The following is a 24,615-nucleotide window of genomic DNA, read 5'->3' as shown; positions in this document are numbered from 1 at the left end:
ACAACTACCTTCGCAGGAGCGCACGCGTCCGCATGACATCGCGCAGATCACCTCGAAGCGCCGGCCAGACCAGCGCCTCCAGTGCGAAAGTCGCCGCCGCGCTGACGAAGGCTGTACCGATCGCAATCCACGGAGCTCCCGGGTCGACGAGATGCACGACGCCGGCTGCGCCCAGAGCGGCGATTCCATGCACCGCGACCGTGCGGCAGCTGCTCGTCAGCCACGGGCGAGCGGGCAAGCCCGCCGCGCGTCCGGCCCACAGCAGCGAGATCGGCCACAGCAGGGCTGAGCCGACACCATAGGCAACTGCGACTCCCATGACTCCCCAGATGCTCCCGACGATGACCGCGACAACCATCAGCGGGCGCGACCAGAGCGCAAACCGGAACTGGGAGCGCATCTCACCGGTCGCCATGAAGACCCAGCCGGAGGTGAACCCAGCCGCCTGGAACACGCCCCCAATGGCCAGCACGGCGTACAACGGCGCGACTTCTGCCCAGCGGGGGCCGAGTGCGATCTCGACCAAAGGTCCGGCCACGACCGCTGACAACATCATCGCCGGTGCAAGCAGGTTGAGAAGTATGACCTGCCCCCGTACCACGAACCCGCTGAATGCCTCGGCATCGTCCTGCAGTCGCGACAGCACGGGCATCGCGACCCGCGTGACCGGGAACTGCAGCTGGCGTATCGGCAGCATCATCATCCGGAAGGCACGGTCGTAGATGCCTGCCGCGGTTGTTCCGAACCGGGCACCTACCACGACGGCGTCAGCGTTCAGGCTCGCATAGGTGAGCAGTTGAGCACCGAGCTGGTTCAACCCGTAGGAGACGAACGACCGCACCGACTCACGTCTCCGAGGAAGACCCGGTAGCCAACCGGCGACGATCGCGGATCCGGCACAGACGATCACGGCCGCGACGATCTGCTGGGTCACGAGTGCCCAGTACGAACCGTCGAAGACGGCGACACCGATCGCGACCAACAATCCCAGCATCGAAGCGAGGACGTCGATCGTCACCAACGCCGCGAACCGCAGGTCTCTCGTCAGCGACGCCCTGAACTGCGCCGAGATCCCACCCAGCAAGAACGGAATCGCCAACCAGCGAGTGAGGTCCACAAGGAGCGGCTCGCCGTAGAACCCTGCCACCATGGGGGCTCCGACGGCGACGAGAGCGGAAGCAACCACGCCGCACCCGACATTGAGCCAGAACAGGTTGTCACGCTGTCCTCGGGTGATGATCGGGGCCTGCACGGCGGCCCGCGCCAACCCAAAATCCTGAAGAATGGTCGCAGCACCGACGATCGCGCCGACCATCGCCACGTAGCCGTAGTCATCCGGGCTGAGCAAACGCGCCAGGACAAGGATCGACGCGACCTGGACAAGAGCTCGAATCCCCTGGCCGACCAGGGTCACCAGACCGCCCCGAGCGGCACTGCGCCCAAGCGCCTCGACGCCTGTCCGCACAGGTGCCTCGCTCACCGAGACCCCCCGCTCCGTCCCAGGACGTGGCGGTAGACCTCCGCGTGACGCTCCCCCACCGTGGCCCAGTCCCGGTCCCGGAGGTCCGGTGCGCCGCCCGCGCCGACGACCTGGGCGGCCCGGTCGACCGCGGACTCCAGCACCTGCGGCGTGAGCTCGCCGTCGAACAGCAGCACCCAGCCCGGGCCGACCTCCTCCCGGAGCGCCTCCGAGGCCGGGGTGCGCGGCACCAGGATCGGACGGTCGAGCGACAGCGCCACCAGCGCGACCCCCGAGTTGTGCAGCTCGCGGTAGGGCAGGACCACGAGCTGCGCCGCGGCGACCTCGCGGGCGAGCTCGTCGTCGGGCACGAACGCGAGCGACAGGCTCACGCGAGGGTCTCCCGTGGCGCGGTCCTCCACCGCACGGCGCATCGTGTCGTCGACCGGCCTGCCCACGACGCGCAACGACAGGTCTTGACGCGACGACGCCCGGAACGCCTCGATCAGCCCCTCGACGCCCTTGTACGGCCGGATCAGCCCGAACTGCAGGACGCGTCCCGCCGTCGGCGGCACCTCGCTCGCCGCGAACCTGCCACGGTAGTGGCCGTGCAGGATCACCGACCCCTCGGCCCCGGGTGGCAGGACCGTCGTCGGGTTGAGCGCTATCCAGTGCGCGCTGCGCCGGTCGACCGCGTCGAGCAGCCGGCGCTCCGCCGGCTCACCCGGCTCGTGCGGTGCGAGGTTGTGGGCAGTGCGCACCACCGGTGTGCCGGTGACGCTGAGGCGGAGCAGCAGCAGCCTCGTCAGACCGCGCTTCACCAGCGAGCCGAGCCAGGTCCGATGACGGACGAGGAACTCCGGCCAGTGGATCTGGAACACGTCGTACGCGCCGAGGAGCGCGCGCGGCCACGAGAAGGTCCGGACCGACACCTGCGGGGGTGCCCCGGCGATCATCTGGTCGACGTACCTGGTCCTCCCGTCCGGCGGACGGAGGGTGTGCAGCACCCTGATGGCCGTGCGCGGCACCGCGCGGGCGGACGAGCTCATCCGTCGTCCTTCGAGCCGCTCCTGGTAGCCGGGGCGCCCACGGTCACCGACGTCTCTCGCTCGACCGGCCGGAACGGGCGCATCGGGCTCGCTGCTGTCCCCCCGGTGGGCGGCGTCGTGCTCGCGGCCCGCCCCGGACCGGGCCACAGGCGGGACCGGACGTGCCGCGGATGCGCGCCGTCGACCTCGTCGACAGGCCGCGCGCTCGGTTCCGAGCCGTAGCCGTAGTAGCGGTAGTCCCCCTGTTCCTCGAGGGGCAGCCGGTTGACGATGACGCCGTGCGCACCGGTGCCGGCCTTGGCGAGAGCGTCGAGCGCCTCTGCGAGCTGGTGCCGGTGGGTCAGGCCCGCACCGACCACGATCACCGCCCCACCGGCCAGCTTCGCGAGCACGGCCCCGTCCGTGACCGGCAGCAACGGCGCGGTGTCGATGATGACGGCGTCGTAGCGCCGCTCGAGCTCGCGCAACACCTCCGCCATCGCCGGGGACCCGAGCAGCTCGCTCGGGTTCGGCGGGACCTGCCCCGAGGCCAGGACGCTCAGGTTGCGGTTGCCCCAGGTCTGGACGGCGTCGTCGATCGTCGCGCGACCGATGAGAACCGTCGTCAGGCCCACGGCGCCCTCGAGACCCATGTACCTCGAGACCGACGGGCGACGCAGGTCAGCATCGACGACGACGACCCGGGACCCCATGTCCGCCAGCGTGATCGCCAGGTTGATGCTGGTGGTCGACTTGCCCTCACCCGGCAGTGCCGACGAGACGACGAAGGTCGGGGAGCTACCACCGGCCTCCAGGAACTGCAGGTTCGTCCGCAGCCTGCGGAACGCCTCGGCACGGGGGCCCTGCGGGCTGCCCTGGATGATCAGCGGGTGCTCGACGGCGTCCTCCTCGAAGGCGATCGCCCCGATGACCGACGCGTCGGTGATCGCCTCCACCTGTGCCACGGACCGGATGCGGGTGTCCAGCAGGTCACGCAGCACCGCAGCCCCGACGCCGACCAGCAGGCCGAGTGCCAGCCCCAGCGCCAGGTTGAGCGCCACGCGGGGCGAGACGGGATGTGTCGGTACGACGGCTTCCCGGACGGTGCTGATCTGGACGGGGGACTCCTGTGCCTCGCCCGTCTGCTCCAGCTCCTGCACGACCGTGGCCAGACTCTCGGCGACGGCGTCGGCGATCCGGGCGGCGCGATCGGGTGACTCGTCCGTGACGGTGAGCGTGATGAGCACGGTGTCCGGCGGCTGCTCGACGGCGACGCCGCTCGCGAGCTCCTGCGGCGTCACCCCGAGCCCGAGTTCCTCGATGACCGGCGACAGCACACGCGGACTGGTCGCGAGCGCCGCGTAGGACTGCACCTGCCGACCGGTGTAGGCGCTGCCCTGCACCAGGTCGTCCACCGACGCTCCGCCACGCACGGAGACGTACACCTGCGCCACCGCCTGGTAGGTCGGCGTAGCCAGCACGGAGGCCAGCGCGGCGACGCACAGGCCCACCACCACCGCCGCGGCGATCGAGAGCCACCGCTTCCGCAGGATCGCGATGTACTCCGTCAGTCCCATGGGCAGCCCCCTGGTAATCGGGTCGAGAGATGAACAGGTGAAAAAGAATGAATGCGCAGCGAGCATATGGAGAGTAACCCGCTGATCTCTGCCGCGCGCCCTGAGCGAGCATCAAGACGCGACGCTTATTAGGGTGGCGTCCATATGGTTGCGGAGGGATATTTTCGAACCGCCGCACCCCATGATTAACGATACATTTCCCGCAGGTTCCGCAGGCCGAAAAAACGGAGGCACCGAATGGGTCCTGCTCCGGGCGACACCCCCCGCGTGTCCGTCGTCCTGCCGACCTACAACCGGGAGGCGACGCTGGGCGCGGCGATCGCCACGGTCCTGGACCAGACGGTCCCGGTGCACGAGCTGCTGGTCGTCGACGACGGGTCGACCGACGGCACCGCGCCCCTGGTCGGAGCGTTCGCCGCACACGATCCCCGGGTCCGCTACGTCTCCCAGGCGAACTCGGGCGCGACGGCCGCTCGCAACCGGGGCATCCTCGAGGCGACCGGTGACGTGATCGCGTTCCAGGACAGCGACGACCTCTGGCGCCCGACCTTCGTCGAGAAGCTCCTCCCCCATGTGGGACCCGACACTCTCGTCTTCGGGTCGCACGTGCTCCACGACCTGGACGGCAGCCGCCGGACCGTCCCCCCGCGGCACGTCGTCGCACCCGGCACGGTGCTGCGGCGGGGCAACGTGGCCTCCACCCAGACGATGGTCGCGGACGCCGCGCTGCTGGCCCGGGTCCGGTTCGATCCCGGGCTGCGCCGGTTCCAGGACTGGGACCTGTGCCTCACGGTCCTGGAGACCGCCGGGGCGAGGATCGTCCACGTGCCCGACGTGGTCGCGGACGTGCGCCGCCGCGCCGACAGCATCTCGGCGGGTTCGGCCGCGGTACGCGACCAGGCGGTTCGCGCCGTCTTCCGCAAGCACCGCCGGCAGTTCCTCGGCGACCCCACGGCGCTGGCCCGCGTGCTGCTCCGGGGCTGGGTGCGCCCCACGATCCGGCCCGCCGTGCGGGACGCACCATGACGGTCCTCGAGCGGACGGGCACGACCGGGCCGGACCTCCGCACCACGGGGTCCGCGCGGGAGAAGCGCCTGATCACCGCGGCGACCGTCGTGCTCGTCGTCGGGATGATGATCAGCTTCAAGCTGACGGGACGCTTCGCCGTCTCGAACGTGGCCCAGGCCGTGGCTCTCGGCCTGCTCCTCTCCGCGCACCCGCGCCTCCTGCGCCCCCGGGACGTCGGCCTCTTCCTCCTGGCTCTCGGGTCCGTGGCCGCCGCCGCGTACTCGGTGTCGGCCTTGTACGGCTACGTCATCCAGGTCGAGCACACGCTGTTCTTCGCCCTCTTCGGGCTGCATCTCGTCGCGGTGTACCGGCTGTGCCACGACCACGGGCAGGGCGCGGCCTTCGCGGAAGGACTGCGCCGGGCCATCCCGGTCGCGTTGGTCCTGGTCGTCCTGCTGCTGGCCGTCGACCTGGCTTCCGGAGACGCCCGGCGACGTCTCGGATTCGATGACAAGTCGCACGCCGCGGTCGCGCTGTGCTTTCTTTCCTTCGCCTCTCTCCGGTTCCTCAGAACACCATTACGAATCATCATTTCCCTGGCGTTCTTCGTCATCAGTCTGCTGACGATCTCACGCCTGCCCTACCTTTTCACACCGGCATATCTCATCGCCTTCGTCCTCGAATACCGACGGATCCGTTCGTACGCCGTTCAGGCCTGGCAGGTCTACGGGGTGCATCTCGTGCTCCTGACGGCCGTCTGCGCTCCCGTCGTCGTCACTGTGCGGGCCGGACACTATTTCGACTCCTTCCGCCGGGTGTTCGAGCAGAACGACGTCACGAACAGGTCCAACGACGCCCACCTGCTGCTCCTCGGGTACGCCGGGCAGGTCAAGGTCGAGAACGTCTGGAACTTCCTGCTCGGCGTCACCCCGGGCGGGTTCTCCGGTGTCACGTACCGCAGCGACGTCGACGTCGGAGAGTTCGCCGTCGCTGATCCCGCCGGCTTCCGGAAGTTCGTCACGGGTGAGGCACCCATGCACTCGACGGTCGGGTCGGTGATCCTCGAGTTCCCCCTGTGGATCGCGCTGGTGTTCCTCGCGCTCGTCGTCGTGACCTTCATTCGGCTGGCACGACGGCGCGAGACCGCGATGTGGCTCTATGCCGCCTCGCTGCTCGGTGCTTCCGTCTTCTACTCCAGCCACAACGAGGTGCACTACATCGCCTCGTGGACCGCACTGATCGCGGTCGCGTTCAGCCGCCCGCCGTTCTCCGACCAGGACCGGCCGATCCGCACGGGAGCCGCATGACCAGCGAACCGCCCCACATCTTCGCCTGGCTCACGGGACAGGAGGACAACGTCGGAGACTCGGCGCTCCGGCGTCCGTACCTCCACGCCCTGGCCGACGCCGGCGACGTGACGGTCTGGTGCGGCGACCCGGGCTCCGGTTACTCCAGGGGACTGGCCCTGCCGCTGGACGTCCGGGTAGCGACCAGCTATCTGCGCTGGTGGGCCGCGTTCGTGTCCTCGGCCGTCAGGAGGCCGACGGTGCTGGCGTTCAACGCCGGCGAGTTCGACGTCACGAAGGCGTACCTGGTCGGCGTCGTCGCGCTCCTCCCCTGGCTGCCCCTGATCCGGTCACGGGGTGGAGGCATCGTCTGGGTCGGCGCGGGGATCCGACGCCGCCGGACCGGCCTCATGTGGCCGTTCCGGGCCCTCGCCCGCCTGGCGGACCTGCTGACCTGGCGCGACCGGGGCTCGGCCGAGCTCCTGGCCCCGGCCCCGATCGTGCCCGACTGGGCGTTCGGGCTGCCCCGCGGCGGCCTCCTGGAGGAGAACCCTCCTCAGCCGGCGCGAGACTGCGTGGTCGTGTCACTCCGGTCGGACCGGCCGATGCCGACCCGGGACTGGATCCGCGCGGTGTCCGGCTTCGCCCGGCGCGTGGACGCCTCCGTCGTCGTCGTGGCACAGGTGCAGCGCGACGACGACCGGGCCCGGCACGTGGCGGGGCTCCTGGGTGCGACCTGTGTCGGCTGGTGCTCGGACGACCACGGCGAGCAGGAGCTGCAGCTCCGCCAGGTCTACCGGCGGGCGCACGCCGTCGTCTCCGACCGCCTGCACGTCCTGATCCTGGCCGCGACCGAGGGAGCCGTGCCGCTCGGCTGGTGCGAGCAGGCCACCGCCAAGATCGATCGCCACTTCGACGTCGTGGGGGCCGAGTGGGTCGGCGCGGGCCGCCGCGACCCGACGACCGAGCTCGACGCCCTGGACAGGGCCGAGCTCGCGGACCTGACCCGCCGGACTGCCTCCGTCGTCCGCGCAGCGGCCGCCCGGGTCCACGAGGTCGCGCACCGCATCAGTTCCGTCGTGACGTCTCGTGCCGCACGGAGGCGCTACACAACCCCCAGCCGCCGGACCTGATCAGCGGCTCGGCCGGGCAGCGGCACCAGGCAGTACGGGTGCTGCCGGTAGAACCGGGCCGCGGAACGGAACTCGTTGCGCCATGCGGCGACGGTGAGGTTCCGCCGCGTCTCGCGTCGCCACCCGTGGGTCCACCGGACGTCACCGTTGATCCGCACCGGCAGGCCGGCCGAGCGCATCCTGAGCCCCAGGTCGTGGTCCTCGTAATACAGGAAGTACCCGGGGTCCCACCTGCCGACCCGCAGGAAGTCCTCTCGCGTCACCGCAAGGGCCGCGCCCATGACCCAGGCGACGTCGATGACCTCTGCCGCCTTCGCGAGCCGCACGTAGCCGGGATCGTCCCAGCCGAGCAGGTGCAGCACCTTCCGGTGCAGGTACGGGATGCCTCGGCCGTTCTCCTGGAGCGAGCCGTCGGCGTTGACGAGCTGGGGTGCCACGATCCCACCCGTCCGCCGCACCTGGTCGGCGAGCGTCGCGATCCCGTCGGGGGTGACGGTGACGTCGGGGTTGCAGAAGATCAGCACGTCCGCATCGGTCACGGACGCGCCCACGTTGTTGGCCGCGGAGAAGCCCTGGTTGGAGTCCAGCGCGACGACCCGCGCCCCGAGCCGGCGGGCGACCTCGCGCGAGTCGTCCGACGAGTTGTTGTCGACGACCGTCCACTGGTAGGGCACGAACCGGTGACCGGCCCAGAACCGCTCCAGGGCGCGGGCGCTGTTGTACGAGACGGTGATCAGGCTGATCGCGTCAGGTGACGTCACGAACTCTCTCTCCTTGTCGATGGGCCAGGCCGATCTCGCCACTGCCCGTTGGTCCCGGCCGTGTCAGGAGGACCCGCTGGGAGAGATCACCTCGCGTGCCGTCCGCAGGATGATCCCGATGTCGCCCAGCAGGCTCCAGTTCTCCACGTAGTAGAGGTCGAGCCGCGTGCCCTGGTCGAGCGACAGGTCGTTGCGGCCGCTCACCTGCCAGAGCCCCGTCAGTCCCGGTTTCACGTACAGCCGGCGCCGCAGGACGTCGTCGTACTGCGCCACCTCGAGCGCCACCTGCGGCCGCGGCCCGACCAGGCTCATGTCGCCCTTGATCACGTTGAGCAGCTGGGGGAACTCGTCGAGCGAGTACTTGCGCAGGAACCGGCCGAGCGCCGTGACCCGCGGGTCGGCCTTCGGCTTGTAGAAGACGCCGACGTCGCCGTCGAGCACCTCGGCGAGCTCCGCCTCCGCGCCCTGTCGCATCGACCGGAGCTTGAGCAGGGTGAACGGCCTGCCGTGCCGGCCGATCCGCTGCTGCGTGAACATCGCGGGGCCCGGGCTGGTCAGCCGCACCAGCGCGGCCAGGACGGCCAGCGGCGCGGTGACCACCAGCAGGATCAGCGTGGCGACCACCACGTCGAAGACCCGCTTGAGCGCGTGCTGCAGGCCGGTGTAGCCGGGCGGGGAGACCTGGACGACCGGCACGCCGTCCACCGGCGTGATCACCAGGCGCGGGCTCGCGACGTCGGCGAGCGCCGGCACCACCACGAGCTCGGCGCCCGTGGGCTCCAGGTCCCAGGCCAGTCGCTTGAGCGCGTGGGGCGTGGCGCCGTCGGACGCGGTGACGGCGACGACGTCGACGTCGTGGGCGTGCGCGACGTCCGCGGCGTCCTCGATGCGGCCGAGCACCGGGACGCCGTCGACCGGCGAGGGCATCCCCGGACCGCCCGGCAGGCACACGCCGACCACCCGGAACCCGGCCTCGTGGGCGCGCGCCACGCGCCGGCACAGGTCGACGACGGCGTCTCGTGCACCGACCACGAGGGTGCGCCGCTGGAACTCGCCCCGGGCCCGCTCCTGGTGGAGCCGGTTCGCGAGAATCCGGCGGCCGGTCGCGACCAGCACGATCCCGATCGGGAGCGCGACGGCGACGTACGACCGCGCCAGGTCGAACTTGACGAGGTAGCAGACGATCGCGGTCAGCCCGAAGAGCCCGACGGTCGCGCGGGCCACCCTCAGGTACTCCTCGGACCCCGAGCCGAGCACGCGGGGGCTGCGGGAGCCGGCGAGGCCGAGCGCGAGCACCCAGGCCTCGGCGAGCACCACCGAGATGAGGACGTACTGGCCGCCGCGCGGCTCAAAAAGGTCCACCTCGATGCTCCGGTCGAACCGGAGCACGTACCCGAGGCCGACCGCGGTCGTGGCGGCGGCGACGTCGACGAGGAGCGCGCGCCGGACGATCACGCCCTGCCACGGTGCTGCGGGTCCCCGGCGCTGCGCCGGTGCCGTCATCGGGACGGGAGAACGGTTGTCGAGGATCAAGGCACACTCCTGGACTGGGGGTCCGAGATGTTGGAGTCCGTGCTCTCGGGCCGCGCGCCGCGCCCGCCTCGACGGCGGGACGCGGCGCGCGGGCCGTGGCGGGCCGTCGGTGGACGGCCCGGGTCGATCAGCCGCGCCGGGACCGGACGCGGATGGTCACGAGCGTCCCCACGCCGAGGAGCAGCAGTGCGCCGGCCGCGGCGAGGTACGGGAGGCTCGTGGACCCGGTCGCGGCCAGACCACCCCCGCCCCCTGCGCCGTCGGCACCGGCGGTTGCGGTGATCGTGTACACCTCGGACAACGGCTCGCCGTCCGCGTCGAGGACCTGGACGGTGTAGTCGCCCGCGGCGGAGACGGTGGCGGTGTCGGACACCTCGCCGTCGTCGTCGAGGGTGAGCTCCTCCGCGTCGGCGCCGGCCACCTCGACGGCCGAGGCGGGCTCCCCGGCCGCGTCGGCATCACCGGCGAAGGCGATCTGGACGGTGATGGTCACGCCGGCGAGGTCCGGGCACGAGACGGTGAACCCGAAGGGCTCGCCCACCGTCACCGACAGGCTCTCGAAAGTGATGACGCAGGGAAACTCGCTGGGGCCGTACTCGTCCGCGGCCGCCGACGTGGTGGTGGCCGCCACCGGGGCCAGCACGGCGGCTGCCGTGACGGTCAGAGCGCTGAAGAGGCGTCGAAGCATTGCTCAGTCCTTGATGTCGTGACGTTCTTGCTGAAGGTGTGAGATCGGTGTCCGTGCACCGGGATCCACGGCCCACCGCATATGGCGCGGGACATGTGGCAAATCCGTCGTTCTCTCGTCGGGAGCGTCATTTATCGGCGGGTGTTCTCACGAGTCTCGGACCCGGAGTTGTTCGCAGAATGACACCCCCGTCCTGCTGCTTCCCGGTGATGATTACATAGGTGATAGAAGATGTCTCTCCCGCACTCAGGGAGAAATCCCGGAATGACAGCCAGAGCTGATCATGTTTTTGGGGTGATACGCCGACATCTCCGGACTTGTCAGACGCCGCGACGATCCAGCCCCCGGCCGGCGCGTAGACGAGGGCGCGCAGCCGGACCTCCCCTGGCCGTGACTCTCCGACGCCGGTGACGTACTCGGGCAGATCCGCCACCTCACCTGCGTCGACGCGCGAGGTGTACGTCACGGTGACGGCCAGCTCCCGCGACCCGTCCGGGCGTTCCTCGCGCTCCGTGACGTCCACCGCGGTGTCGACGTAGTACGCGATCTTCGCCATCTGAATTCCCTGTGTGAACACGCCGATCACCGGGCGGTCGCCGCTGACCCCGCGCAGGGCGCCGTCGAGCACCGTGCCCTCCAGCAGCTCCGCCTCGGCGGGCTCGCTCGACCACACCGACAGCCGCCCCTCGCGAGCGGCGACGGCAAGGGCGTCGACCATCCTCGCGGGGTCGGCGTCACCCCCGGACAGAGCGGTGAACGCCCGCTCCGCGACGTCGGCGAAGATCTCGTCCTGCTCGCGAGGCGTCTGGGTCCGGTACACCCCGTTGAGCAGGTACGACACGAGCTCCTCACCGCGCAGCACGCCGCCCGGGCCGGTATCGACGTCGTCCAGCAGCGCGGCCAGCGCCACCGGGTCCGTGGCGAGCACGCCGTCCACGGTCCGCCCGGTCTCGCGCCGCCACATCTCGCGCGCGATCTCGGCCGACCGCGGGAAGTCCGGGGTCGCGGTGACGTTCTGCATCCACCGGCCCAGGTCGTCGCCGCCCAGGACGCTCCGCTCGTCCCGGGTCAGCTCGACCACCGGCTCGTCGAACGAGCCCACCTGCGCGCCGGGCCGCTGGTCGACGAGCTCGACCTGGCCCTCGTCGGCGCGCAGCACCAGGACGCTCCCGACGATCCCGCCCAGTGCCCGGGGCTCCGCGTTGTTCTGCACCAGCACCAGGTAGTCGCGCGGGCCGTCCGCGCCCAGCATGGGCGGCAGGAGCTGCGCCGCCCGCGACGCCGTGGCGGTGGACATGCGCAGGTCGGAGAGCTGCCGCCCCAGCTCCTCCGCCGCGGCCGCGACCTGCGGCAGCATCGGCGCACCGCCGATGGCCTCGACGCTCCACAGCGCGTCACCGACCGCCTCGTCGGCACGCCGGACGTCCGGCGCCGCGTCCTGCAGCGGCCCGAGATCGACCTGCCCGTCCCGCGGCGCGAGCGCCCCCGGGTCGACCACCTCGACCACCTGGGCGAGCCGCGGCAGCGGCCCCTGCGCCAGCCGGTCGACCACGGCCGCCATCGTCGAGACCGCGCGCACCGTCGGCCCGACGCCGGGGAGCCGGCCCGCGAGCGACCAGTGGGCGCCGTCGGTCGCCTCCCGCGCCTCCGCGGCATGTTCCTGCAGGTCGGACACCCTCGCACCGATTCCGTCGGTCCGGCCGGCGACGGCGTCGGCCTGGAGGGCCGTGACGTCCTGCGCCGCCTGGTCCAGCGCTCCCCGTGCCCGCACGGCGTCGAGGGCGACCCAGCCGAGCAGGAGCACGAGGGCGGCGACGAGGGCCGCGACACCCAGCAGGACGATCCTCAGGTTGCGGCGGCGGCCGCGCGTCCAGAACACCGGCCTGGACCGCGGGGGCCCGCGCCGCGGCCGAGGCGCGGGAGCCGGACCGGGCCTCGCGACCGACAGCACCGTGGTATCCCCCGGGCTCGCCCATTTCTCGCCCCAACCTGGATGTGTCACCAAGCCTCCTGATGGCTTCTCCGGTGCAGTGCGCGTTAGATTACCCATGACCCGGGAAACAAGCGCGGCGAATTGGCATCCGTGCATATTCACCGAGTTGCCGCTCCGAGCTTCTTGCACAATCATTAAATGATTCCGAATAGAAAGTCCGTGCATACTCACGCAGTAATACCGTGTTCATTTCCCGTTACTCCCCGGAAACGCCGGCAGGAAGGTATCCGCCATGCCGTTCACCGTGCTCGCCGTCTGCACGGGCAACATCTGCCGCTCACCGGCCGTGGAGCTGCTCCTGCGGGGCGTCCTCGACGGATCCGTCGTCGTCGGCAGTGCCGGGACGCACGCCCTGGTGGGCCGGCCCGTGCCGGAACCCATGGCGGACCTGCTGACCGCCGACGGCTTCCCGCCCGCCGGCTTCGCCGCCCGGCAGCTCGTCCCCGCCCTCGTGGAGCAGGCCGACCTGGTCCTGCCTCTGACCTCCGAGCATCGTGCCCTCGTGGTCGAGCAGGTACCGGCCGCCGTCCGCCGCACCCTCACCGTCCGGGAGCTGGGCCGGCTGTCGAGCACCCTGCGGCCGGGCACCGTCACCGGGCGGGACGACGCCGCGCGGCTCGCCGCTCTCGTTCCCGCCGCCCTCCAGGAGCGCCCCCGGCACGCCGGGCAGCAGCACGACGACGGCGTGGTCGACCCGTACGGGCGCGGCGCCGCCACCTACCGGCGCGCCTACGAGCAGATCGTCGACGCGCTCACACCGGTGCTGGCCGCACTGCGGGGGTGATCCGGGTGCGACGGAATTCACCCCGGGCACGACCGCCCTCAGCGGGCCGGGCGGGCGGGCGTCCGTACACTGGCAAGGTGCCAACGATCCGCTCCCTGCTGGCCCATCCCGAGGAGCGTCGGCCCAGCCCGCCGGCCCCGCACGCCGATCTCTACCGAGTCCTCGGCGCGGGCATCGGGCTGTTCGTGATCGGGCTGATCGTCGCGCTGATCCTGCTCCTGACCGGTCGCGGCGGCGTCGAGAACGTCGCGATCTGCGGCACGGGCGTGGTGCTCGGCGGGCTCGGCCTGCTCTGGGCGCGCCGCCACCGCTGACGTCGCGCCGGCCCTCAGCCCCAGGCCCGCTCCGCGCTCAACGCCTCCGCACGGCCCGGGTCCCGCAGCAATGCCTCCAGCAGCAGCGGATCCGCCCCGGTGAGCTCGGCCAGCGCCCGCGCGAGGCCCTCGACCGCGACGGCGTGCGCGACGACGCCGGGCCCCTCGCCCGGCGTGCCGGCGGACACCCACCAGGCGACGGGCCTGCCCTCCACCGTCAGTGTCGTGTGGCGGCGCCAGGTCGCCGGCGCGGCCGGCACGACCGCCCGGACCCGCGGGTCGAGCTCGACCGGCTCCCCGGATCCGTCAGGGGCCACGTCGGCGCCGGCCTCCAGCGGGAGGTCGAGCAGGTCGGCGAGGGCCTCGGCGACGTCGGCGGGCGCGGGGACCACCGGGCCGAGCTGGGCCCACCGGGGCGAGGCGGCGACGGCGAGGTCGTCCGTGCTCTCCACCGTGATCCCGGCCGGGCCGATCGCGGGCAGCCGGAGCGGCGCAATGGCCGGCCCGTCGGCCCGGGCGACCGTGGCCAGACCCGTCCAGACGGCGCGCGCGACGTCGGCGGACAGCCGCCCGGACGACCCGGCCGACGCGTCCGGCAGGCCCTCCAGGACCGTCGGCCAGTCGCGTCCGGGCAGGTCAGCCAGGTTGTGCAGGCCGCCGAGCGCGGTCAGGAGGTCCGCGTCCAGACCGGCGGTCTCCGGTGGTGCGGGCGGCAGGAGCGGGGTGTCCCCCAGCGCGAAGGGCGCTCCGAGCCGACGACGCAGGAACCACGCCGTGTACGACGGGGCCTCGCGGTCCGGGGCGTCGGGCGAGCGCACGGGCGTCAGCAGCGCACGGCGCAGCTCCGGGTCGGCGGCGATCCGGGCGAGCCCCGCCGCGAGCGAGCCGTGCCCGGGCCCATGCTCGGGCTCGGTGCCCGCGACGTCGCCCAGCGCGTCCAGGTCCGGGACGGCCGCGACGTCGCCGACCCACGCGCCCGCACCGAGCTCCTCGGCGAGCAGGTCGAGGTACTCGTCCCAGTCGGCGAGCCAGCCGGCCGGGTCGTCGGGACCGTAGTCGCCGTCGTCGTCCCCGTCGGGCGTCACGACGTCGGCCACGCGGTAGACACCCAGGTCGGCGTGGGCCCCGGCAGCCTCGAGGGCGGCCTCGCCCCAGCGTTCGACGACGTCGGCCCGCACCGGCGCGAGGTCCAGGTTCCGCGCCGCCCAGGTGCCCGGCAGCACCGCCTCGCGCAGCGGGACGACGGCGCCGTCCGCCACCACGGGCAGCTCGCCCAGCCAGAACGGCAGGTCTTCCGCCGACTCGGCGACGGCGAGGCGCACCAGCTCGAGCACCGCGCACACGGTCTCGGCGGGTGTCGGGTCCTCAGGTGCCCACGGCTCCTGGGGCGCGCCGGCGGCCGTGGCCGGAGAAGCGGGCTCGGCCGGGGGCCCGGCCGACAGGACGCCGCCGAGGTGCTCGGCGTCGCCGTCGTCCAGCACGTCCTCCGCGGCGGCCAGCGCCGCCGACCGGACCCCGGCGTCCGCGAGCAGCCCGCGCGGCGTGGTGGGGGCCGCGCCGGCCCGCTCCAGCACCGGGTGCGCGGCGTCCGGGTGGACCACCCGGACGCCCAGCGCGCGGGCGATCCCGGCAAGCCGCGGGGTGTCGAGCAGCACGGTCCCCCGCGCACCGCGGGTCACGCGGCCGTCCGCGAGCGGCAGCGGGGCTCCCGCCACGGCCTCCAGGACGGCGGGCTCGCCGACGTGCGGCGCGAGGGCGTCGAGGGCCGCGTGCACGACGCCGGGATCCGGCGGCAGGGCCTCGACCAGGTCGACGAGGTCGGTGGGGTCCGCCCCGAGGCAGCGGACGAGGGCCTGATGACGCACGGGGACCGTGACCAGGGCCCTGACGGCTCCCGGGGCGAGCGCGCGCGCGAGCGCCGGGTCCTCGCCGAGCGGCCCCGCGACGAACACGGCGTCCCGCGGCGCGACCAGCGGCGCGGGCGCGCTCGGCCGCAGCAGCGGGGTGGCGCCCAGGGCGTCGCCGGCGGCCGCCCGGATCGCGGCGTCGACGTCGCCCGCGGGGAGCCCGGTCGGCACCAGGCCGAGCACGTCGTGCACCGCGGGTCGCGCGGCCTGCGGCCCGCCGCCCCCGGGTTGTGCGGCGAGCTCGCCCAGGAACGCGGCGTACGCGCGGCCCGCCTCGGCGGCGACCTGGTCCGACGTCGGCCCGGGGAGCACACCCCGCCTTCCCGGGTCGACCGGGAACGAGGCGATCAGGAGCGCGGGGAACGTGAGCCGGACGTCGGTGGGGGTCGGTGCGTGCAGCGTCGGCCCGGCCGCCGCCCGGCTCCCTGGCGCGGGCACCGCCCAGAGCACCGACCAGTCCGCGCGGCGCGCCTCGGACGGCAGCGAGTCGTCCGGCTCCAGGACCCCGGACGCCCGGTGCACGCGCCAGCGCGTCCCGACGTCGCGCAGGACGCGCTGTGTCGCACGGGGCACAGCGACACCGGGGTCATAACCCGGCTGACCTGCGTAGTCGTCCTCGATCACCAGTTCCTCGAGGGCGGGCAGCGCGAGCAGCAGACCGTCGTCGACGGCGGCGAGCTGGGCGCGGACGGCGGCCACCGCCGCGTCGTCCCGCAGCCGCACCTCGACCACGGTGTCGGGCTCCTCCGCCGTGGTCCCGGGGGCCGGGAACGGCAGCCGCAGCACGGGCAGGGCGCTGCCGCGCCGCCGCGCCTCGTCCGCGAGGCCGGGCGCCGGCCCTGCGCCCGGCGCGTCGGGTCCCAGCCCCAGCTCCGCGCGCGTGGCCGCGAGCGCGAAGCGCACGCCACCCCCGCGCGAGCGCACCAGGATCTCGTCCGACACCGACCGGACCGCGGCGAACCCGACCCCGAACCGCCCCACGACGCCGTCGGGCCCGGCCGGGCCGCCCGACTTGGCGGAGGCCCGGAGGGAGGCCAGCGAGGCGACGCCGTCGGCGTCGAGCGCCGCGCCCGTGTTGGCGGCGACGAGCCACCAGCCCGCCGCGCTGCCCTCCGCGTCGTCGCCCGCGTAGCCGCGCGGCTCCAGGGTCAGCATCAGCCGGCCGGGAACCCCGGCCCGGGCGGCGGCGTCGGCCGCGTTCTGGGCGAGCTCCACCACCACGCGGTCGCGGTAGTACCCGCGTGCGTGGTCCTCCTCGGTGTTCGCGTCCTCGCGAAAGCGCGTCGGGGAGGCCAGCCACGCCTCGGTCACCACGCGCCGCAGCGCTCCGGTGCCGAAGGGGTCGTGGGTCACGCGGAGGGTTCGCCCCCGTCGCCCGCCGGCTGGTCGCCGGACGCCGCCACCGGCTCGATCTCGTTCTCGTCGATCAGCGGGGCGGGCGCCGGCCAGTCGGTCGGGTGCGCCTCGACGTCGGTCTCCGAGTGGGCACCGCAGCCGTGGTCGAGGGAGACCACCTTGCCGTCGTCGGGCGACCACTCGTTGGCGCACACCCCGAAGAGCTGGCCCATCGGACCGGAGAGCGGGATGAGGAACGCGCAGGCCATGCACTCGGCGGCCGCCGCGACGGCCCCGGCGGACGTCGGCCCGCGCGAACCGCGGTACCAGCGCTCCGCCGCCTCGTCCCGACCCTGCGGGGACAGCACGCGGGCGCGGGCGAGCGCGAGCTCGTCGATCGCCACCTCGTCGACCTCGGGGTCGCCGGTGGCGGTGTACCCGGGCTCGAGCCGCGGGTCGTCGGCGCGGAACGGCAGTACGTCGCCCGGGCCGACGTCGCCCGGGCGCAGCCGCTCGGACCACGGGAGCCAGACCGGGGCGAGGATCGCCTCGTCGCCGGGCAGCAGCTCGACCTCGCTGATCGTGGCGGTCCGGCCGCGCGGCACGCGCGTCACGGTGACCGTCCAGTGCCAGCCGCGGTACCCGCGCATGGTCGCCGCGAAGCGGTGCGAGACCACCCGCTCGTCCTCGAAGAGGGTGCCGAGGTGCTCCCCGACGTCCTCGGGCCGCTCGGCGACCTCCTGCGCGGCGGCGCGCGCGAGATCCGCGGCACCGTTCAGCACGGCGTCGCGGCTGGAGCGTGCGGCGACCCGCCGGATAGGCGTTCGGGTAGCGGGCGCGGTGATCGTCACCATGTTCCTCGGGACCTCGTGGGGTTTCAGGCGTCGAAGTCGTCTGCGACCTTGCGCAGCATCTTGGCTAGCGTCTCCGGGTTCTTCGGATAACGCCCCTTGCGCAGGTCATTTGCCACCCGGTCGAGCATCTGCGTCAGGTCGCCGACGATGACAGCCATGTCGTCGGCGGGCTTCCGCTTCGCCTTGGCGACCGACGGCGCGGCGTCGAGCACCTTGACCGCGAGCGCCTGGGGACCGCGGCGGCCGTCGGCCACCCCGAAGTCCACGCGCGCGCCGGGCTTGGGCACGACGCCCTCGGGGAGGGCGGAGGCGTGCAGGAACACCTCGCCGCCGTCCTCGTTGGCGATGAAACCGAAGCCTTTGTCGGTGTCGAACCACTTGACCTTGCCGGTGGGCACTGCGACCTTCTTCTGTGCTTGTCGGTACTGCTCGCGAAACTGCTCATGACGGCCCGGGGTGCTGCGACTGACGCGCTCTCTCCGGACCCGTTGCACAAGGTTACCGGGCGGATGCCTACCGCGTCGCATGCATTGACCACTCTTCGCCCGCGCGGTGTGCCGGGTGCCGGGCGCGGGCCGCCCGGACGCTGGGTTTCAGACGCCGATGCCCAGGTCGGCGCCGAGCCGGAGCGCCACCTCGTCGAGCCATGTCACCGGGTCCGCGACCGAGCCGACCTGGTGCCCGAACAGCTCGAACGAGATCAGGCCGAACAGCGTGGTCCAGGCGATGATCGTGCGGCGGACGGCCTCCGCCACGTCGTCGTCCGCCAGGTCGGTGCCCGTCCAGAGGCCCTGGTCCGCGATGAACGCCAGGCCGGGCGCGACGGTCACCGGCGCGTCCGCCGTGGCGGCGGCCACGGGGGCCGGCACCGCCGGGGGGCGGGCGCCCGCCGCGTAGGCGTCCCCGACGATCCGGGCGAGCACGCGGACCACGCGGACGGCGGGCACGACGGTGTCCCGCGGCGCGGCGTAGCCGGGTACGGGGGTGCCGTACAGCAGGCCGAACTCCCCGGGGTGCGCCACGCACCAGGCCCGCACGGCGCGGAAGGTGGCGAGCCAGCGGGCGGCGGTGTCCGCACGGTCGGCGACGGCGGCGTCGGCGGCCTCCGCGGCCTCGCCGAGCTCGTCGTAGGACTCGACGAGCAGCGCCGTGAGCAGGGCGTCCCGGCTCGGGAAGTAGCGGTACACGGCCGAGGACACCATCTCGACGTCCCGCGCGACGGCGCGCAGCGAGAGCGCCGCCGCACCGTCGGTGGACAGCCGCGCGCGGGCGGAGTCGAGGATCTCGCGGGTGATCGTCTCGCGGGCAAGGGCGCGGGCGGTGCGGGCCGGACTCATGCCGTTCAGGTTCGCACGACAGATCACTGCACACAACCGAGAGCACCGCTCTTGCCAAAGCGCACCTGCGCGTGCCACGCTTGCGACACAACAGAGAGCACCGCTCTCGGAATGGAGCACTGGTCATGTCTGATACCCACCTCATCGTCGGCGCCGGTCCGATCGGCCGCCACGTCGCCGCCCTGCTCGCCGAGCGCGGGTCCCGCGTGACGGTCGTGAGCCGCTCGGGCCGCACCACCGGGATCGACGGCGTGGAGCACCTCGCGCTCGACGCCTCCGACGCCGACGCCCTGTCCCGTGCCGCCGAGGGGGCCGACTACCTCTACAACTGCGCCAACCCGGCCGACTACACGCAGTGGGAGCAGGTCTGGCCCCCGCTCGCCTCGTCCCTGCTGGCCGCCGCGGAGCGCTCCGGTGCCGTCTACGGCATCACCGGCACCCTGTACCCCTACGGACCCGTCGACGTGCCGATCTCCGAGGACCTGCCCGAGGCCGCGACCGACCACAAGGGCCTGCTCCGCGCCCGGATGTGGGCGGACGCGAAGGCGGCGCACGAGGCCGGGCGCATCCGGGCCGTCGAGATCCGCGGCTCCGACTACATGGGCCGCGGCGTGGGCGGCAACGGGCACATCTCCCGCCTGGTGCCGAGCGCGTTGCGGGGCAAGCGTGCGCTGATGATGGGCCGCACCGACCAGCCGCACACCTTCACCGACGTCGCGGACGCCGCCCGCACCCTGGTGGCCGCCGCGGAGGACCCGGGCGCCCACGGGCGCGTCTGGCACGTGCCGAGCAACGCCCCGGTGACGCAGGCGCAGGCCCTGACCGACGTGCTCGCGAGCGTGGGCAGGCCACCGGTGAAGATCTCCGCGCTGCGGGGCGCCGGCCTCGCCGCCGCCGCCCTCGCCGTCCCCTTCATGCGCGAGATGCGGGAGATCATCTACCAGTGGGAACGGCCGTACGTGCTGGACGACGCCGCGGCCCGCGACCGCTTCGGCATCACCCCGACGCCGTGGGAGGAGGTCTGCCGCCGCACCGCGGAGGTCTGACGGCGGCCGGGCGCGGACCGGTCGGACTCCGGCCCAGGAAACCCGCGTAGCATCGTCAGGATGGCCTCATCGCTCCCCGCAGCGCCGGCCTCGGCCACGCGGCACTTCGCCGACGACCTCCGGCAGCGCTCGGACACCGCGCTCGCCGCGCTCCTGCGCGCCCGTCCTGACCTCGCCGCCCCCTCCCCCTCGACGCTCCGGTCGCTCGCCGCCCGCGCGTCGAGCCGCACCTCGCTCGAACGCGCGCTCGCCCGCGCGGACGCCCTGACCCTGCAGGTCCTGGAGGCGGTGCTCGCCCTGGAACCGGTCTTCCGCGCCCCGCCCGGTCCCGGCACGCCCGGTCTCAGCACGCCCGGTCCCGGCACGCCCGGTCTCAGCACCCTCGGCCCCAGCGCCCTCGGCACCGAAGTGGTGACCCGGGCGCTCGGTGGCGCGGCGGACGACCGGAAGGCGGTGGAGGCGGCCGTCCACCTGGCTGTCGAGCACGCCCTCCTCTGGGACGCCGGCCAGGGCACCGGACCGGCGTCGTCCCCCGACCTGCGCACCTCGCCGGGGCTCGACGAGCTGCTGGGGCCCAACCCCGCGGGCCTGGGCCCGCACATCGACCCGGTCCCGGACGGGCTGGCCGAGGCGGTCGCCCGGGCACTCGGTCCCACGCCCGGCCCGCCCGGGACGGGCGCCGCGCTCGACGCCCTCCTCGCCGAGGCGCCGGGCGGGGCGCGGGCGATCCTGGACGCCCTCGCCTGGGGGCCGCCGGTCGGCGTCGTGCCGGCCGCGGGGACCCGCCCCCGGGACGCGGTGAACTGGCTGGTCACCGCGCACCTCCTGGTCCGCTCCGACGCCCGGCACGTGGTCCTGCCGCGGCTGGTCGGGCTGGCCCTGCGCGACGGGCACACCCACCGCGCACCGCACACCCGGGCGCCCGAGCCGCAGGGGCGCTCCCTGCCGGCGGCCACCGCCGACGCCGAGGCCGCGAGCGCCGCGCTCGAGCTGGTCCGGCGCGTGCGCGTGCTGCGCAGGTCCTGGGACGAGAACCCCCCGTCGGTCCTGCGCGCCGGCGGGCTGGGCGTGCGCGACCTGCGCCGGCTCGCCGCCCAGCTCGAGACGGACGAGCCCACCGCGGCGTTCGTGGTGGAGGTCGCCGCGCTGGCCGGCCTGGTCCGGGACGACGGCGAGGCGCCGCCGTCGTACGTACCCACCGTGACGGACTGGGACGACCTGGACGACGCCGTCCGCTGGGCCCGCCTGGTCGAGGCCTGGCTGACCTCCCGGCGCGCGCCGTGGCTGGTGGGCTCGCGCGACGACAAGGGGGCGCTGCGCGCGCCCCTGTCGCCGGACCTGCAGCGGCCGTGGGTGCCGCGGCTGCGGGACAGCGTGCTCGGGGTGCTCGCGGAGGGCCTGGACGGCGAGACCGTGCTGGCGCCCACGGCGGGCGCCGTCGTCGAGGTGCTGACCTGGCACACGCCCCGCTCCGTGCCACCCGCGAGCGCGGTCGAGGGTCTGCTGGCCGAGATGGAGTGGCTGGGCGTGACGGGCGCCGGCGCGCTCTCGGCGCCGGGCCGGGAGCTCCTCCCGGCGGCCGCTTCCCACCCGGCCGACGTCGCCGGGGCGCTGCGCGCGGTGCTCCCGCACGAGGTGGACGAGATCCTGCTGCAGGGCGACCTCACGGGGATCGTGCCCGGGCGGCCGTCGCGGCAGCTCGCGCGGCTCCTGGAGCGGGCGGCGGACGTCGAGTCGCGCGGCGCGGCGACGACGGTGCGGTTCAGCCCGGCGTCGGTCACGCGGGCGCTCGACCAGGGCGAGACGGCGGACGGCCTGCTCGACGAGCTGGCGCACCGGTCCCCCGTGCCCGTCCCCCAGCCGCTGGAGTACCTGGTCCGGGACACCGCCCGGCGGCACGGCGCGGTGCGCGTGGGCTCGGCGTCGGCGTACCTTCGGGCCGCCGACCCGACCGTGCTCGCCGGGCTGGAGCACGACCCGTCGCTCGCCGGCCTCGGCCTGGTGCGGCTCGCGCCGACGGTCCTCGCGGCGTCGGTCCCCGCGGCCGCACTGCACGAGGCGCTCCGCAGCCGCGGGCTGGTCTCGGCCCTGGAGGGCCCGGACGGCCGGGTGCTCGTCGCGCGCCGCGGCGTCACGGGCCGGGCGATGCCCGCCCCGCGCTCGGCGGCCGCGATCCGGATGGGTTCCGGGTCCGACGTCGCCACCCGCACGCCCGACCCCGAGTCGCTGGTCGCCGAGCTGCGCGCCGTCGAGGCGGCGGCACGGGCCGGTGCGCGGGCGCGGGCGGAGGCCGCCGACGTGGCGCACTCCGTGGCCGTTCCCGGCGGCGGCGTGCCGCTGCGCGGCTACCGGGTGGTCCCCAGCATGCCCGCCGGCACGGGCACGGCTCAGGAGGTGACGTCCGGCGCGGCCGGGCAGGCGCCGCCGGCGTCGCCTGCCTCGACGAACGGGTCGCGCACGGCCGCCGCGGGTTCCGGTGCGCCGGCCGCGGACCACGAACCCGGGCCTGCACAGGACGACCCGGGAACACAGCACCCCGCTGACGGGTTGGCACTGCTGCGCGACGCGCTCCGCGACGGCTCCACCGTGATCGTCGAGGTGGCCGGGCACACCGGCCGGCTGGAGCGCCGCGAGCTCAAACCCCTGAACCTCGACGGCGGCAGGCTGCGCGCGCTCGACCCGGACCGAGAGGCCGAGCTGACGATCGCCGTCCACCGCATCGCGTCGGTCCTGCCGACGTCGTCCACGCCCTGAGGCGCACCAGACCAACACTGAGGGAGACCCCATGCCCGACGGCCCCTTGATCGTGCAGAGTGACAAGACGCTCCTGCTGGAGGTCGACCACCCCAGCGCCGAGCAGGCGCGCCGCTCCATCGCGCCGTTCGCCGAGCTCGAGCGCGCACCCGAGCACGTCCACACCTACCGCCTGACGGCGCTGGGCCTGTGGAACGCGCGCGCGGCCGGCCACGACGCGGAGCAGGTCGTGAACACGCTCATCGAGTTCAGCCGGTACCCGGTGCCGCACGCGCTGCTGGTCGACGTGGCCGAGACGATGTCCCGCTACGGGCGGCTCCAGCTCGCGCAGGACCCGGCGCACGGCCTCGTGCTGCGCACCACGGACCGGGCGGTGCTCGCGGAGGTGCTGAAGTCGAGGCGCACCGCCGGCCTGGTCGGCGCGCGGATCGACGAGTCCACGGTGACGGTGCACCCCTCCGAGCGCGGACATCTCAAGCAGGTCCTGGTCAAGCTGGGCTGGCCGGCCGAGGACCTCGCGGGCTACGTGGACGGCGAGAAGCACCCGATCGAGCTGAGCCCCACCACGCACCCGCGCACGCCGCACGAGAAGGCGGCCCCCTGGGAGATGCGCCCCTACCAGGCGCAGGCCGTGGACGGGTTCTGGCACGGCGGGTCCGGCGTCGTGGTGCTGCCCTGCGGCGCGGGCAAGACGATCGTGGGCGCGGGCGCGATGGCCAGGTCCGGCACGACGACGCTGATCCTGGTGACGAACACCGTCAGCGCGCGCCAGTGGCGCGACGAGCTGGTCCGGCGCACCACGCTGACCGAGGACGAGATCGGCGAGTACTCCGGCACCAAGAAGGAGATCAAGCCCGTCACCATCGCGACCTACCAGGTGCTCACCACCAAGCGGAAAGGCGTCTACACGCACCTCGAGCTGCTCGACGCCCGCGACTGGGGCCTCGTCCTGTACGACGAGGTGCACCTGCTGCCCGCGCCCGTCTTCCGGATGACGGCGGACCTGCAGGCGCGGCGGCGGCTCGGCCTGACCGCGACGCTGGTGCGCGAGGACGGCCGCGAGGACGAGGTGTTCAGCCTCATCGGGCCCAAGCGGTTCGACGCGCCGTGGAAGGACATCGAGTCCCAGGGCTACATCGCCCCCGCCGACTGCGTGGAGGTGCGCCTCACGCTCCCGGAGAGCGAGCGGATGACCTACGCGACGGCCGAGACGGAGGACAAGTACCGGCTGGCCGCGTCGGCGTCGGGCAAGAAGAAGGTGGTGGAGCAGATCGTGGCGCGCCACCCCGACGACCAGGTGCTGGTCATCGGCCAGTACATCGACCAGCTCGAGGAGCTGGCCGAGCACCTGGGCGCGCCGATCATCACCGGGGCGACCACCAACAAGGAGCGGCAGCGGCTGTTCGGCGCGTTCCGCGAGGGCGAGATCTCGCGCCTCGTGGTGAGCAAGGTCGCCAACTACTCGGTGGACCTCCCGGAGGCGTCGGTCGCGATCCAGGTGTCGGGCTCGTTCGGGTCCCGGCAGGAGGAGGCGCAGCGCCTCGGGCGCATCATGCGGCCCAAGGCCGACGGCCGCACCGCGCACTTCTACGCGGTGGTCGCGCGGGACACCGTGGACCAGGACTTCGCGGCCCACCGGCAGCGGTTCCTGGCCGAGCAGGGGTACGCGTACCGCATCGTGGACGCCGAGGACCTGGACGGTTCGCCGGCCGGTTCGACGGCACCCTGACGTCGGGCCTGCTCAGCGCGTGAAAATGCCCTTCACGCTGGGCATTCACCTGAGGATTCGTTGCACGTACGCAACGTTACGGTCTCCGA

Annotated in this window: 19 protein-coding genes; 8 read left to right on the top strand and 11 right to left on the bottom strand. The window is 73.6% G+C overall.

All coding sequences use genetic code 11. The annotated features are described in order from the left end of the window. Positions 1-4 precede the first annotated feature (4 nt). Genes AB0I29_RS12325 through AB0I29_RS12315 form a run of 3 tightly spaced genes read right to left on the bottom strand, consistent with a single transcriptional unit; the run spans position 5 to position 4,064 of the window. Positions 5-1,480, bottom strand: a complete 1,476-nt coding sequence (locus tag AB0I29_RS12325) for a lipopolysaccharide biosynthesis protein (RefSeq protein WP_357481824.1) — start codon at positions 1,478-1,480, stop codon at positions 5-7. Further along, positions 1,477-2,508: a glycosyltransferase gene (locus AB0I29_RS12320; RefSeq protein ID WP_357481822.1), complete on the bottom strand. Its 1,032-nt coding sequence runs from the start codon at positions 2,506-2,508 to the stop codon at positions 1,477-1,479. Before AB0I29_RS12320 ends, AB0I29_RS12325 begins: the two co-directional genes overlap by 4 nt. Next, positions 2,505-4,064, bottom strand: a complete 1,560-nt coding sequence (locus AB0I29_RS12315; protein ID WP_357481820.1) for a polysaccharide biosynthesis tyrosine autokinase — start codon at positions 4,062-4,064, stop codon at positions 2,505-2,507. The genes AB0I29_RS12320 and AB0I29_RS12315 overlap by 4 nt, the downstream gene beginning before the upstream one ends. Before the next feature lie 237 nt (positions 4,065-4,301). Between AB0I29_RS12315 and AB0I29_RS12310 the strand changes: the two genes are divergently transcribed. Genes AB0I29_RS12310 through AB0I29_RS12300 form a run of 3 tightly spaced genes read left to right on the top strand, consistent with a single transcriptional unit; the run spans position 4,302 to position 7,491 of the window. After that, positions 4,302-5,090, top strand: a complete 789-nt coding sequence (locus AB0I29_RS12310; RefSeq protein WP_357481818.1) for a glycosyltransferase family 2 protein — start codon at positions 4,302-4,304, stop codon at positions 5,088-5,090. Continuing rightward, entirely contained in the window at positions 5,087-6,379 is a 1,293-nt protein-coding gene (locus AB0I29_RS12305) for a hypothetical protein (RefSeq protein ID WP_357481816.1), read from the top strand. The genes AB0I29_RS12310 and AB0I29_RS12305 overlap by 4 nt, the downstream gene beginning before the upstream one ends. Then, the gene (locus AB0I29_RS12300; protein ID WP_285105440.1) at positions 6,376-7,491 is read left to right on the top strand and encodes a polysaccharide pyruvyl transferase family protein; all 1,116 of its coding nucleotides are present in this window, start codon (positions 6,376-6,378) and stop codon (positions 7,489-7,491) included. The genes AB0I29_RS12305 and AB0I29_RS12300 overlap by 4 nt, the downstream gene beginning before the upstream one ends. Here the strand turns inward: AB0I29_RS12300 and AB0I29_RS12295 are convergent. The 4 genes from AB0I29_RS12295 to AB0I29_RS12280 form a co-directional block, all read right to left on the bottom strand. Further along, complete coding sequence (locus tag AB0I29_RS12295) at positions 7,464-8,252, bottom strand: glycosyltransferase family 2 protein (RefSeq protein WP_357481813.1); 789 nt, start codon at positions 8,250-8,252, stop codon at positions 7,464-7,466. The two genes, AB0I29_RS12300 and AB0I29_RS12295, sit on opposite strands and share 28 nt — an antisense overlap. 63 nt (positions 8,253-8,315) lie before the next feature. Beyond that, complete coding sequence (locus AB0I29_RS12290; RefSeq protein ID WP_357481811.1) at positions 8,316-9,785, bottom strand: sugar transferase; 1,470 nt, start codon at positions 9,783-9,785, stop codon at positions 8,316-8,318. Between the two features lie 127 nt (positions 9,786-9,912). After that, positions 9,913-10,473 (bottom strand): hypothetical protein, encoded by a 561-nt coding sequence (locus tag AB0I29_RS12285; protein WP_357481809.1) that lies wholly within the window; start codon positions 10,471-10,473, stop codon positions 9,913-9,915. A gap of 127 nt (positions 10,474-10,600) precedes the next feature. Continuing rightward, on the bottom strand, positions 10,601-12,352 hold the full coding sequence (locus tag AB0I29_RS12280) for a DUF4012 domain-containing protein (protein WP_357481807.1): 1,752 nt from the start codon (positions 12,350-12,352) through the stop codon (positions 10,601-10,603). 346 nt (positions 12,353-12,698) lie between these two features. Here AB0I29_RS12280 and AB0I29_RS12275 point away from each other — a divergent pair, with 346 nt between their 5' ends. Together AB0I29_RS12275 and AB0I29_RS12270 are read left to right on the top strand one after the other, a co-directional pair. Further along, positions 12,699-13,250 carry a low molecular weight phosphatase family protein gene (locus AB0I29_RS12275; RefSeq protein ID WP_285105435.1) on the top strand — a complete coding sequence of 184 codons (552 nt, stop codon included), beginning with the start codon at positions 12,699-12,701 and terminating at the stop codon, positions 13,248-13,250. A 77-nt stretch (positions 13,251-13,327) separates the two neighbouring features. Further along, positions 13,328-13,564, top strand: coding sequence for a DUF2530 domain-containing protein (locus AB0I29_RS12270; protein WP_285105434.1), 237 nt, complete (start codon positions 13,328-13,330; stop codon positions 13,562-13,564). A gap of 14 nt (positions 13,565-13,578) precedes the next feature. On the opposite strand, the gene AB0I29_RS12265 is transcribed toward AB0I29_RS12270, so the two are convergent. The 4 genes from AB0I29_RS12265 to AB0I29_RS12250 all read right to left on the bottom strand — a co-directional run bounded on the left by AB0I29_RS12265 (position 13,579) and on the right by AB0I29_RS12250 (position 18,997). Next, the gene (locus AB0I29_RS12265) at positions 13,579-16,824 is read right to left on the bottom strand and encodes an ATP-binding protein (RefSeq protein ID WP_357481805.1); all 3,246 of its coding nucleotides are present in this window, start codon (positions 16,822-16,824) and stop codon (positions 13,579-13,581) included. Continuing rightward, complete coding sequence (locus AB0I29_RS12260; RefSeq protein ID WP_357481803.1) at positions 16,821-17,660, bottom strand: DUF3027 domain-containing protein; 840 nt, start codon at positions 17,658-17,660, stop codon at positions 16,821-16,823. Before AB0I29_RS12260 ends, AB0I29_RS12265 begins: the two co-directional genes overlap by 4 nt. Before the next feature lie 23 nt (positions 17,661-17,683). Beyond that, positions 17,684-18,058: a cold shock domain-containing protein gene (locus tag AB0I29_RS12255; RefSeq protein WP_285105431.1), complete on the bottom strand. Its 375-nt coding sequence runs from the start codon at positions 18,056-18,058 to the stop codon at positions 17,684-17,686. Between the two features lie 195 nt (positions 18,059-18,253). Next, the gene (locus AB0I29_RS12250) at positions 18,254-18,997 is read right to left on the bottom strand and encodes a TetR/AcrR family transcriptional regulator (RefSeq protein ID WP_357481800.1); all 744 of its coding nucleotides are present in this window, start codon (positions 18,995-18,997) and stop codon (positions 18,254-18,256) included. A 125-nt stretch (positions 18,998-19,122) separates the two neighbouring features. Here AB0I29_RS12250 and AB0I29_RS12245 point away from each other — a divergent pair, with 125 nt between their 5' ends. The 3 genes from AB0I29_RS12245 to AB0I29_RS12235 are packed head-to-tail and all read left to right on the top strand — an operon-like array spanning position 19,123 to position 24,526. Next, the gene (locus AB0I29_RS12245; RefSeq protein WP_357481798.1) at positions 19,123-20,043 is read left to right on the top strand and encodes an NAD-dependent epimerase/dehydratase family protein; all 921 of its coding nucleotides are present in this window, start codon (positions 19,123-19,125) and stop codon (positions 20,041-20,043) included. Between the two features lie 60 nt (positions 20,044-20,103). Beyond that, positions 20,104-22,797, top strand: a complete 2,694-nt coding sequence (locus AB0I29_RS12240) for a helicase-associated domain-containing protein (protein ID WP_357481796.1) — start codon at positions 20,104-20,106, stop codon at positions 22,795-22,797. A 31-nt stretch (positions 22,798-22,828) separates the two neighbouring features. Continuing rightward, the gene (locus tag AB0I29_RS12235; protein ID WP_285105427.1) at positions 22,829-24,526 is read left to right on the top strand and encodes a DNA repair helicase XPB; all 1,698 of its coding nucleotides are present in this window, start codon (positions 22,829-22,831) and stop codon (positions 24,524-24,526) included. Positions 24,527-24,615 lie beyond the last annotated feature (89 nt).

This window comes from Promicromonospora sp. NPDC050262, assembly GCF_040655935.1.
Lineage (GTDB): Bacteria > Actinomycetota > Actinomycetes > Actinomycetales > Cellulomonadaceae > Promicromonospora.
This window is presented reverse-complemented; position numbering and strand designations above follow the sequence as displayed.